Origin of the sequence: Clostridium lapidicellarium (assembly GCF_041224415.1) — a bacterium.
Lineage (GTDB): Bacteria > Bacillota > Clostridia > Clostridiales > Clostridiaceae > Clostridium_B > Clostridium_B lapidicellarium.
Genome location: NZ_JBGFFE010000001.1, coordinates 40,850 through 53,210 on the forward strand (window position 1 = coordinate 40,850; position 12,361 = coordinate 53,210).

Annotated in this window: 12 protein-coding genes; all 12 read right to left on the reverse strand. The window is 34.4% G+C overall.

Translation table 11 applies throughout. The annotated features are described in order from the left end of the window. Window positions 1-262 precede the first annotated feature (262 nt). The 12 genes from AB8S09_RS00205 to AB8S09_RS00260 all read right to left on the reverse strand — a co-directional run bounded on the left by AB8S09_RS00205 (window position 263) and on the right by AB8S09_RS00260 (window position 12,361). Window positions 263-964: a GntR family transcriptional regulator gene (locus tag AB8S09_RS00205; RefSeq protein WP_294180580.1), complete on the reverse strand. Its 702-nt coding sequence runs from the start codon at window positions 962-964 to the stop codon at window positions 263-265. Between the two features lie 297 nt (window positions 965-1,261). Next, the gene (locus tag AB8S09_RS00210; RefSeq protein ID WP_294180579.1) at window positions 1,262-1,570 is read right to left on the reverse strand and encodes a hypothetical protein; all 309 of its coding nucleotides are present in this window, start codon (window positions 1,568-1,570) and stop codon (window positions 1,262-1,264) included. A 76-nt stretch (window positions 1,571-1,646) separates the two neighbouring features. Beyond that, a complete protein-coding gene (locus AB8S09_RS00215) occupies window positions 1,647-2,153 on the reverse strand; it encodes a nitroreductase family protein (protein ID WP_294180578.1) in 507 nt (168 codons plus the stop codon). Between the two features lie 112 nt (window positions 2,154-2,265). Continuing rightward, window positions 2,266-2,862 (reverse strand): TraR/DksA C4-type zinc finger protein, encoded by a 597-nt coding sequence (locus AB8S09_RS00220; RefSeq protein WP_369868291.1) that lies wholly within the window; start codon window positions 2,860-2,862, stop codon window positions 2,266-2,268. 158 nt (window positions 2,863-3,020) lie between these two features. Beyond that, window positions 3,021-3,854: a 4Fe-4S binding protein gene (locus AB8S09_RS00225; protein WP_294180574.1), complete on the reverse strand. Its 834-nt coding sequence runs from the start codon at window positions 3,852-3,854 to the stop codon at window positions 3,021-3,023. A gap of 108 nt (window positions 3,855-3,962) precedes the next feature. Further along, complete coding sequence (locus AB8S09_RS00230; protein WP_294180573.1) at window positions 3,963-5,363, reverse strand: class I SAM-dependent DNA methyltransferase; 1,401 nt, start codon at window positions 5,361-5,363, stop codon at window positions 3,963-3,965. Window positions 5,364-5,490: 127 nt separating this feature from the next. Further along, complete coding sequence (locus AB8S09_RS00235; RefSeq protein ID WP_294180572.1) at window positions 5,491-6,297, reverse strand: MBL fold metallo-hydrolase; 807 nt, start codon at window positions 6,295-6,297, stop codon at window positions 5,491-5,493. Window positions 6,298-6,320: 23 nt separating this feature from the next. Next, window positions 6,321-7,424, reverse strand: coding sequence for a helix-turn-helix domain-containing protein (locus AB8S09_RS00240; protein WP_294180571.1), 1,104 nt, complete (start codon window positions 7,422-7,424; stop codon window positions 6,321-6,323). A 321-nt stretch (window positions 7,425-7,745) separates the two neighbouring features. Next, window positions 7,746-8,924: an alpha/beta fold hydrolase gene (locus tag AB8S09_RS00245; protein ID WP_294180569.1), complete on the reverse strand. Its 1,179-nt coding sequence runs from the start codon at window positions 8,922-8,924 to the stop codon at window positions 7,746-7,748. Window positions 8,925-9,050: 126 nt separating this feature from the next. Next, window positions 9,051-9,494, reverse strand: coding sequence for a helix-turn-helix transcriptional regulator (locus AB8S09_RS00250; protein WP_369868292.1), 444 nt, complete (start codon window positions 9,492-9,494; stop codon window positions 9,051-9,053). 154 nt (window positions 9,495-9,648) lie between these two features. Continuing rightward, complete coding sequence (locus tag AB8S09_RS00255; RefSeq protein ID WP_369868293.1) at window positions 9,649-9,792, reverse strand: hypothetical protein; 144 nt, start codon at window positions 9,790-9,792, stop codon at window positions 9,649-9,651. 79 nt (window positions 9,793-9,871) lie between these two features. Beyond that, window positions 9,872-12,361: a PEP/pyruvate-binding domain-containing protein gene (locus tag AB8S09_RS00260; RefSeq protein ID WP_369868294.1), complete on the reverse strand. Its 2,490-nt coding sequence runs from the start codon at window positions 12,359-12,361 to the stop codon at window positions 9,872-9,874.

Here is a 12,361-nt window from a genome sequence, read left to right on the forward strand (position 1 = left end):
TCCTTGTTAACAAGTTCACAATTACATAGTATCACACTCTTTTTTATTTGTAAATAAATTTGCAGAAATTTATGTAATTAATTTATAAGACCAGAACAGCTGTTTAACATATATCCATACTGCCTTTCCCAAAATTAAAAATTTAAAATTATTGCAAAAAATAAAAAACCATTCAGGGAATTGATTAATTTAAATCAATATCAATTTCCTGAATGGTTCAGAGTACAAATTTTCCATAATTGCAGCACAGCATGTACAATTTTTATTTTGTAAAATACTGTGGATATTCTTTTTTTGCCCTTGCCACCATATTTGAATCGGTTGTCAAATGTTTTTCTATGGCTTTTTGAGCCTTGTTCAAATCTTTTTCTTTAATTGCATCTGCTATAACTTCATGTTCATCTATTACCTCAGGTATTTTATTGACAAAAGCCACATCAAAATTACGCCATCTCATGACATGAAGCATTGGATCCTCTAAAATCTTTACCAATCTATAGCGTTTTACACTGTCAATTATAATCTTGTGGAATTCAGTATCTAAATCCTGAAATTTTTTATTATATACTTTCATATTTCGACAATTATTCTGCAATTTCAAATTCTTTTCCAGCTTGCTCACCAATGAAAGTCTCTTGTCATCTTCAAGTCTTGTAAGCATTTCATACAAAACCTCTTTTTCCACTGCAGATCTAAGTACCATGAGATCTTCTATATAACCTATATCGATCAAACTCACATAGGTTCCCCTCTGCGGATAGACAGTCAATAACTTCAACTGGTTCAATCTTGTAAATACGTTACGTATTATAAAACGTGAAACGTCATATTCCTTACACATTTGATTTTCACTGATTTTTTCCCCTGGTTTCAAATCAAAATTTAAAATCCTGTTTTGGATACTGTGATAAACCTGTTTTGAGCTAGTTGGTTGAACGTTGTTTGACATATAATTATAATTCATCTGAATCTCCTCTTAAAAATTTTTTATCATAAAGTAAAAGACATTGATATTTCGTCTTTTCAAGTTTTTGTTTTCTCATAGAGCTTATCATAAATTTCCTTTTCAAGCATCTATTAGTTTTTAATAGTTTGAGCCATACGGACTTTAACATTATATTATGCTCTATTTTATATGAAAATCTATAAGGTTTACATACTTTTTATCACTACTTTCAATTTTATCATAAATAGCATAAATTTGTAAGAACAAATGAATAAATAATCATATTAGAAATTTATGTTATACAAATTTTCAAAATTATTTTTTATTATAAATCTGTATATATGTATTGTCATGTAATATTATCAACAGATCCTGCAATCCCCCGCAGACATCCTTAGTACAGCTTTTTATGGAAGACAGCTTTATCTCAAATTTATTATTTCCCTGTTTTAAACTTATTATAATACTTTCACCATTTTTATAAAATATAGGTTCATCATAGGATAACAGCCTGTCTGACTTGCCTTCTTCTTCTATACTTATACCTATACTCTCATTTTCAAAGCACCGTAAATATTCTTCCAGCTTTTTAATTACATCTTCATTTTCCAAAAAATTTGCCATTTACTCTCCCTTTTCTCCACAATTTATAGTAAAACAGAGATTGAAATTTCTGCATTTCAACCTCTGCAGCACATCATTACTGCCATTTATTCCAGTGCACCCTTTCAGGGTTATATCTGTCACCTGCATTTTTCTTTTCCCCGGGATAGCCCAGGGATATTACACAAAAAGGTATTATCTGTTCAGGAAGCTTTAAAAGCTTTCCGATACCTTCAAATCTTTCCTCTATCGGATATACTCCAAGCCATACTGCACCTAACCCCAGAGCTTGTGCCATAACAAGCATGTTTTCTGCAGCAGCAGAACAATCCTGTATCCAAAAATCTTCATCAACTTTTTTCAACCTCATATCACCACATACGACAATCGCATGGCTGGCCTCCTTGAGCATTTGTGAATAAGGATGTATTTTAGTGATTTCATTTAATGTATCTTTATCATCTATAACAATAAATTGCCATGGCTGTTCATCAACTGCTGAAGGTGCAGACATTCCCGCTTTCAAAATTTTTTCTATTATCTCTTTTGAAATCATTTTATCTGTATACTTTCGTATGCTTTTTCTTTCCAAAATAGCATTCATTGAACTACATACCTCCCTGATATAATGGACATACTTAATTTATGTTCTGAAATATTTTAACATTTTTTTTGGCCCGAGGTCAAACAATATAAATACAAAAATATCAAGGGCATCATGGAAGCTGATTTTTATACTGTTCGTTGCTTATAGACTCTACAGGCTCCACATATTCCTCATCTTCATCCGTATATTCCTCCACTATATTCTTTCTACCGTTAAATTTCCCAACTGCCTGATAGCTATCCTCTGCATCAAATTCCGTCTGACTGCCGCATCCATTTTCCATCGTATCTTCAATTACATCTTCCTCGGAAGGCCTGTTTTTTGTTTCTGCAGGCTTTAAATTATCTATATCCCTCTGACAGCTGGAACAATATTCCGCATAGGGAACATATTCAAGCCTTTTTTTGTCTATTTCCATGCCACAGCCTTTACATATTCCATAAGTGCCCCTTTCTATGTTTTTCAAAGCATTGTCTATTTTCTCTATAACAACTTCCTCATTTTTTTGAAAAGCCAGTCCCCTTTCCTTATCAAATAAACTGCTGGCACTGTCTGCAGGATGATTATCATAGGCAGAAAGCTCAGACGAAAACTCTTCATTTGACTTTATAGTATCATTTCTTTCCATCTGTCTCAATAGATCCTCTGCTTCCCTTTTTTGTGATTTCAATTTATTCTTGAACTTTTCCAGTAAATCATTGTCCATAACTATAAAACTTCCCTTCATAATATTTCAACACACATATATTTTAGGTAAAATGATGAAGGTTTATTCTATATATTTTTTTCAAAATTTTGAACAAGATTCATATAAAAGAGCATTTCCCATTAGAAAACTGCATCTGAACTTAAGAATCACTTAACCTAGCAACTTTTCTTAGGTATTTTAAATTCACAGGGTACTTCAACCTGGCATTTTCCACACCCATACCTAGGTTTATATTTTTCAGATGTTTTATCTAAAAATCTGGCACAGGCAATATGATCTTTCCCTCTTTCTATGGATATGGCTCGTGAAGGGCAATTTTTAGCACATTTTCCACACATTATGCAGTATTCATACACATTCTTGTATTTTCTCTCATCAGGAGATAAATATAATTCTGTAACAATGCTTCCAATTCTCCCGGACATACCCTTTTGAGTTATAAGCCCTCTTGAAAGTCCAAACGATCCGAGACCGCATACAAAACCTACATGTCTCTCAGACCAGTTGCTTGTAAAAGACAATTCAGGATGTAGTTGACCACCTTCAAATTTCACTGACCAAAATCTTTCATCCAAGGAAGGTACTACACTATCATATCCTTCTTCTATTAATTTTGATTTCAAATGACTACAAAGCTTATTTAAGAAATTTTGGCCTTCAATACGCCCATGAAGCCATTCCTTAGAAGGCCACAACATATCATTTCTGTTCCCCTTCCTTACTATTTCACTAAAAGGCAGAAAAAAGGATATAACAGTCCTAGAATTTGGAAGCCATTCCTTCGGTGCCATAAAATGCTTTCCAACTGCAGACGGTTTCTTTAGCAATAAAAAATACTCGTCACTGGCAGATCCAAATGCAAAAATTGGTTTCTCAAAAATTTTCATCCCTATGACATCTTCTGAAATAGCTTCTTTCTCATCTATATAATTATACTTTGAGTTCTCGACAAAATCCTCTGCCGCTTTTATCAAATCCTGCCTATCCACTATTATCCCCCCATATCACCACAATTTAAGATTATCATATAGCAAAACTTCTCATAGACAAAGATCCATTACTAAATATATATTACCATATAATCAAGCTCTTGCAAGCTAATCAATCATCTTGCCCAATTCATCTATGCCGTCTGCTATCTCTTTTTCAAGCTTCTTTATTTTACCCAGGATAACTTTGGGCTCATCGTAATGAATTTCCCTATACTCCACTTCCCTATACCTGTTTATAGAAAGATCATAGTCATTCTTTCTTATTTCCTCTACAGGTACAAAAAAGCTCTGATCAGTTCTCTTTCTCCCTATTTCGTTTTTTAAATTATTGAACCTAGCTATTATATCAGGTATATCATTGTCCGCTAAAGGAACTCTTTTATCGTCAAGTGAAAAGCCGTCGGATTTCATGTCATAGAACCATACCTTGTCAGTTTTACCGACTCCTGTCTTTGTAAATATGATGATTGAAGTGGATATCCCTGCATAGGGTTTGAAAATTCCGCTTGGCATACTTATAACAGCTTCAAGCTTATTGTTGTCTATTATTTCCATTTTCATGTCTCTATGTCCTTTAGTAGAGCCAAATAACACTCCCTTTGGAACAACAGAGGCACATCTTCCACCTGTCTTTAATATTTTCAAAAAAAGTGCCAGAAATAAAAGTTCTGTCTTTTTAGTCTTTGTGACCTTTAGGAGTTCCGGAGAAACTGCTTCATAATCGAGACTTCCCTTAAAAGGAGGATTTGTAATAATAGCAGTGTACTTTTCTCTGTATTTATTTTCCTTAGAAAGGGAGTTTCTGTATTCAATATTGGGATTTTCAACTCCATGAAGCATCATGTTCATGGAAGCAATTCTAAGCATAGTCCTATCCATTTCAAATCCATTGAACATATTGTTATTGAAATCATCTTTAAATGAACCGCCATAATTTTCCCTCAAATATTCTTCTGCTCCCACCAAAAAACCTGCAGTCCCCATGGCGGGGTCAACTATAACGTCTTTTGGTACAGGCTTTATTAATTTTACCATCAGGCTTATTATGTGCCTTGGAGTCCTGAACTGGCCGTTAGTACCTGAAACAGCAATTTTAGAAAGCAGGTATTCATAGAGATCCCCCTCCGAATCCCCATCTTTTAAATCAAGCTTGTCTATGGCAGCAACTATTTTAACCAGCATAAGAGGCGAGGGTATTTTAAAAACAGCATCGGACATACATTTCGAATATGCAGAATTTCTATTTTCCTGAATGCCTCTTATAAAAGGGAAAACCTCTTCAGATACTATCCTGTACATTTCTTCCGCTCTTCTATTTTTAAATATATCCCACCTCAAGTACTGCTTATCCTTGGGAAATATTTGCTTGAATTTCACATTGTCCAGGCTCTTTATAAACAGAAGATATGTAAACTGATCTATTGCCTCTAAAGGGTTTGTAATGCCACCAGACCAAAATATATCCCATATTTTATCTACTTTATTTTTCAATTCACCTGTAATCACCTGTGCTATCTCCCATCAAAATAAAATAATTGTACCAGTCTAAGCCGATACAATTATATTATAATCACATTAAGATTGATCTACAAAATGTCTTAAATTATTTTTACTTCTCTCTAAAATAATTAATTCACCAATTTATTTCTAATCCTACCCCAACTTCTCTCACAGGTAAAAATTTATTTATCTCCGCTTTAACAGTAAAAGATGTACAATGACAGGGGTATAACTCTTTTATATTATTTTGTCTTAAATAATTAACTGTCTTATTAACCTGCTCATCTATTTCAAATAAGTGAAACCCACCTATAACTCCCAATACTCTATTATCCTTACATACTTTCTTTGCATATTCTATTATATTGCATATTCCACTATGAGAACATCCGGTAATAATATAAATACCATTTTTACTTTTATATGCAAGTGCTGTATCATCCATCAGATAATCCTCAACCAAAACTCCATCAACATTTTGTTTTCCAATAGGTCTTCTTCTTTCAAAATCATTTGTCTGCGGTATTTCCCCTAAAAAAGTTATGTGTTTACTGATTTTTTTAGGTTCTTTTGAAAGTATTAAATTGCACTTTTTCTCTAGTTCCCCCTGTAAAATGGGAGAACAGATTTTTAAATTTCCTTCAAATTTTTCTCTAAAGGCATCCGGATGTGCAATAATGTTTATATTGTTTTTATACTGCTGCTCAAAATAATATTTTAACCCTCCAGTGTGATCATTATGGCCATGTGAAATAATAATAGCACTTACTTTTTTTAAATCTACACCTAATGAAGCGGAATTTCTGAGAAATATATCAGAATAACCTACATCAAATAACAATATAGTATCCTCGTCTTCAATATAATATGAAACAGCAGGTTCACCATAATAATATTGGTCAATATATGTATTATTATCCACTAAAACTTTTAATTTCATTTCTGCATCTTCCCTTCTTAAAATCACTTATGTTTTTTTATCTTATTCACTTTATCTGAAATCTGTCTAAATCTGTCGTCTTCCCTTACAGGATCAAATATATCATCCTCAAGCAGCTTGCTCATATTTTCATACATATCCAGTGTAAAACCTGATCTATTTCCCGAAAGCTCATCAAAACACCATACAGAAGAAATTCTCTTTTTTTCGTTCAGATTGTTCATTTCAATATACTCCACCCATTTTTCAAGCATGCCGAGAGCCTTTTCATTTTCTCCCATTTTTGAATACATATTTGCAAAATCCATATATTCTATATGAAGTCCAAGTACAGCCTCGGCTTCAGGTGAAAATACCCTTTTAATATCAATTGCCGTATTAAGATATCTTTCTGCCAGTTCTAGATTATTCTTGTCTTCACAATAGGATTTTGCAAGACACATCAAGATAAAACTCATATAAAAAATATCCTTCCAGAGCTGTCCCTGAAGGATTTTGCGCCCTTTATTTAAAGTATCTTTCTTTTTCAAATATATATTTGCCAGCATGAAGTCAACCTGGTATTCACTTTTATTTATTTTTTTGAGTACCTCCACTGCCCTTTCATCTTGACCTCTTGATGAATATATGCTGCTCAGTACATAAAGTGCCTGTTCAATTATATTTTTATCACTGCAGTTTTTCTCTATATCTTCAAACAGTTTCTTAGCATAATCCTCCACTTTATCTGCCTCTGCCTTATTTTTACTTCTCCAGGAATACATATCGTATAAAAATCCTATCCTGAATTTCAGGAAATAACTTGAACTATACTTTTCTATATATTTTTTGCCAAGCTCAACGCCTTTTTCCATATCCTCTCCAGTTAGAAGTGCTTCACATTTTTTAAATATATCCATTACTTCTTCTCCGGAAAGCTGTATTCTGTAATTTAAAAGCCTATCTATGGAAACCCCAAAAAAAGAAGCAAGTTCCGGAAGGAGTTCAATATCAGGATAAGAATTGCCCATCTCCCATTTTGACACAGCCGCTGTAGAAACACCTATATATTTTCCAAGTTGTTCCTGAGTAATCTGTCTTTCTTTTCTAAGCTTTGATATTATTTCACCTATCTGTAACCTGTCCACAATCCACTCCTCCAATATTTTTATTCAAATGCTGCCATATTCACTTAATTCGCAATTTACAATTAGTAGAAATTTAAGTTTGACATTATAGAGCCCTACAAACACATTATAGCTCAGCTTCTTAAATTTACCTATGGATTTCTGGTTTAGCATATTGAAGAAATTCAACCAGCAGTTGAATTTCCGGAATTGAAAATTTTAAGCCAATGCTTGATTTTACTAAGCATTGGCTTTATGTATATAAATAATATTGGTACAGTTTTTAATAAACACCACCCATTTTCATATTTTATTGTATAATTGACATTCAGTCAAGATATGTTAAATGCTATTTTCTTTTTTCATCACCATTATCCAATCAACAATTGTATCCATTACTAATTTGCAGTTTCCACAATTACAGTGATTGCTTGCCTGCTCTGCTTCTGTCATCAATCGAAAGGTCAGGGAGTGAACATTGATAAGAATATTTATTTCCTGACCAACTTTTCGATAATCTACAAAATGATCCCGGGATGCTCCAATAATTAAAACATCTTGATTTATCTTATCCGCTACTGGCGCCATTTTATATTTACTTATTTTTTGCAGATATTCATAGGGAGTATTGGCCTCATATGCATACATCCCATGTTTGAGTCCCCAGTTGATCATCTCATTACCATGTTTTAATTTTTTGTCAATTATAAAATTTATGATCTTGCCGGCTCTTAACTTAAACAAAAATCGAATCAGCTTTTGAGCTCTAGGAGGAATTGCCCCCATTACTACGTCTGAAAAATCAGGGAAAACGGACCATGCCACAACTCTTTTAATTCTTTTTTCAAAAGCAGCCGACCGAGGTGCAAGATATCCACCAAGTGAAGCACCTATAATTGTTACTTCGTCAATATTTAAATAGTCCAAAACTGCCTTTACCGGCAGCTCCCATTTATAGGTAAAATGTTTGCCCTGCAGCCTCAATACGCCACCTTGGCCGGGTCCTTCAAAAAGATATACATCAAAACCCCGCTGTGAAAGGTACAGCATGGGAAAAAAGAATTCCTCAAAGTATGAATCATTGCCTCCATGAAGCAAGATGGTATCCTTTTTTACCCCCTGAGCTTTTGCATACATGACTGGCAAATATACATCTTCATAGGGAACTTGAAAGACCTTTACCTCTCCATCCGAAAAGTAATCTGAATAAAATTTATAAAACATGTTTGCAGCCTTTGAATATGCTGCTGCTTTATCAGGATCACCATCATACATAAAGAATTCACTCATTCTGTAATAGGCGATTGAATTTTCAATTCTCCCCTCTGTTTCAGCTTCATACGCCAGTTTTATAAGTTCTTCTTTCCAGCTTTTGCTGCTCACAATCTTAGAAGCAATCTTCTCAATATCTTCTAAACGCCCGCCATTCCACATTATCACTCTATTTAACTGAAAGTTAAAATTAGGTTCTGAATTCAACTGATATAGTCCTTTCTTAAAGGAAATTTTTTTTGCTTTCATTTTATCATCTCCAAAAAATAAATAAGAACATGGAAACAGTAATATTTTATCTCTGATGCCCATGCCTTTATTATAATAAAGAAATAATAAGCTGACTTTCAAATACATGCTGATTCTTATAACCGTTTAAAATATTTTACACTGCCCTTTAATCTCACTGGCAGTTATTCCGAGAAATTTTCTACTGGTGGAAGAAAAGTGAGATGGGCTGTTAAATCCAGCAGTTATAGCGGCAAAAGTAATATTAAAATTCTTCAATAAAAGTTGATATGCCTTTCTCAATTTAAGCAAAGCCAGATAGCTGCTCAAGGGCACACCCACCTGCTCTTTGAAAAGATGAGAAAATCTACTTTGGGAAAGATGAACACTCCTGCAAATTGCAGAGATTGTTTCAGTGTCAATACTGCTTGCATTAGAAACATGATTCAGCGCCCATTGAATTCTATCATCTTTAGCAATTTGTTCTTCAAAATTCAAATTAAGCAGTGAAAATGTCCGGTGGCAAAAGTAATCATATTGCTTTCTTGTGGTTTCCTGCAAATCAACAGATTTCTTATAAGTTCTTCTCATTTTACAAACCATTTCCGGGGGTATAATAGAATAAGATGCTCCACATAATAGGTTTTTTTCATGTCTTGAGCTAGACTGCTCGCCTCATCTATAAGAAATACAAGCAGTTTGTTATTCCTGGACTGAACCGTATGCAGTACACTTGAATCAATAATTATTCTCCGTTAGAATTTATAGTACATATTAAATCTCCATCAAGGGACAATATAATATGTTTGGCAAGATGATGGTGAACAGAAGGTTGTCTGTATCCCACATTTATTAAAATGTAATTTGGTTTCATATAAACTGTAGTCATAATAATTATTCCTCTCTTTTTAAAATACAACCTTTTGAAAGAAAATGCAATAAATATTCAGAGTTTTAAATAGGCAACCCTAAAATTCCACAGTACCCTTGTCTCCGTCCACTACTACCTTGTCTCCATCTTTGAGCACACTTGTGGCATTACCGCAGCCAAGCACCGCAGGAATATTGTACTCCCTGGCTACAATGGCACTATGGGAAAGAGGTCCTCCAGTATCGGAAATCACTGCCTTTGCAATGGAAAACAGTGGAGTCCAGGAAGGATCCGTATATCTGCAAACCAGTATATCCCCACTTTTAAGTTTTGAAAATTCACCTATATCTTTTACAATGCAAACCTGCCCTGAAGCCTTCCCCCTGTTGCCGCAGACTCCTTTTAATACATTTTCTCCATTATTTTGGCTGCCCAACTGGAGACTTTCCCACAGTATTTTATTTTTTCCACGGCTTTTCTTTCTCATTTTAATTTTATTTACAAAAAATTTTCTGTCCTGCTCTTCGTCAAGTCTGTATACTTCATCTAAAGTCAAATACAATATATCCTTCCTATATTTGAATACTTCAGGACATTTAACTGCAATTTCCCCAAGAATTTTTCTTGAAAGGCCATAACATTCTTCAAGCATGTACAAACTTTCTTCCCTGTTTACATGATAAGATCTGATCTGCGCTACTTTTGCAAGCAGCTTATCAGCTGTCCTCTTTGAAAAAATATCACATATTCTGCTGCATATATCACCATATTTATTTGTATCATATTCTCCAGCTTTACTCTTCATGGCCACCTTGAGCAGGGTAATGAGACTGCCTTTGTCCTCATTCCAGGAAACCGTGCTGAACGCCTGGTAGCTGTTTATGGATTTCCAGCCGAATTCCTGCAGTATGTTCCTGTAAAAGTCCCCAAATTTTCTATAAGAGCATGCTATATTCTCCAGCTTCATTTCAAGCTCACTTTTATCTTTAAACTTCAGCTGTACAATCTCATTTTTTAAATTATCATTCTCATTTACTATTTGAGCAAGCTTTTCTACCGCCTTATTCATGTTCCAGGTTCTATAACTTAAATTGCTTAAAAGGTCGTATTCCGTCATGCCCTTTTTTATTTTCTGAAGTTTTGAGTGGATGAACTTGCTTATTAAAAAACCCGGGAATATATTATATCTGAAACGCACATAGACAATTTCATCTGAAATTTTCATTATCTCCCCCAGGCAATCCAGCAGCTCTCCAAGGGAAGGTTCCTGAAGATTGTTTTGAATCTTATCTTTCTCTATTTTTGAAAGCCTGTAATTCACACTGCTGAAAATATCTTTGGTATGCTTCAAATTATTTGAATAGTCCAGAAAATGTTTTATCTTAAAGGGAAGCTTAAGTATCTTAGGAGAAATATGTATACTTGATTTTTCTATAAATACCGTACCTTCATCCCTCATACCAAGCTGACTTTTCATGAGAATGCCAAATTGAGAAAGCAGCTCCAATTTAACTTTTGTTATATGGTTAAAAGGTTCAAACTCCAATGGATAAATTGGAGTAGGGCAGTGTTCGATAAGATTGTTCATAATTTCAGACTGAGTTTTAGAGAGCTTTACAGTTTTTATCTGCTCTTCTGTATTCCTGCCGAGTGTAGTGATTTCCCTAGACTGAAGAATATAAATTTTATTATTCTTAACCGCCCATTCTATATCCTGCGGATGACCATAATGCCCTTCGATATTTGCTGCCGTTTTCACAAGCTCTTCAATTTCCCTGGGGCTCAAGGAAAATTTATTCCTATTTTTTTCTTCATTTTCCACCTGAATTGTACCTCCGTTTTTCCGGTACAGGATGCTCATTTTCTTGCTTCCTAAAATCTCGTCTGTGATTTTACCTTCTTTTCTGTCCCAGGTAAAAATATCAGGCGTGACCTTTCCGGATACAACAGCTTCCCCAAGTCCATAGGATGAATTTATCATCATTTCATGAGTATTTTCATTAGTTGGATTTACAGTAAAGAGTACTCCGGATACATCTCCCTCTATCATCTCCTGCACTACAACAGCTAGAGATATTTTTCTCCTGTCATATCCTGTTTTCTTTCTGTACTCTATTGCCCTCTCAGACCAAAGGGATGAAAAACATTTTTTCACAGCATCAAGTATGTTTTCTTTGCCCCTGACATTCAGATAAGTTTCCTGCTGACCTGCAAAACTTGCTTCAGGCAGATCCTCAGCTGTAGCTGAGGAGCGAACTGCCGCGGGAACCTTTTCTCCAAGCTTTTCATATTCCTTCACAATATCTTCTTTCATTTCCTCCGGGAATCTTCCCCTGGACAACAAGTCCATCAATTCCTGTGATAATTCTCTGCTTCTGCTCCCATCAAGATAAATTTTTTTCAGATATTTTTCTATAACACTCTGAAATTTATTTTTCCTTATAAACTGATCATAGCTTTCACTGGTTATACAAAAACCTGACGGTACCGGAAAACCCGCCTGAATCATCTCACCCAAATTAGCAGCCTTTCCACCCGCCAGCATGACATCATCTTTTCCAACTCTATTTAAATTTACCACATACAC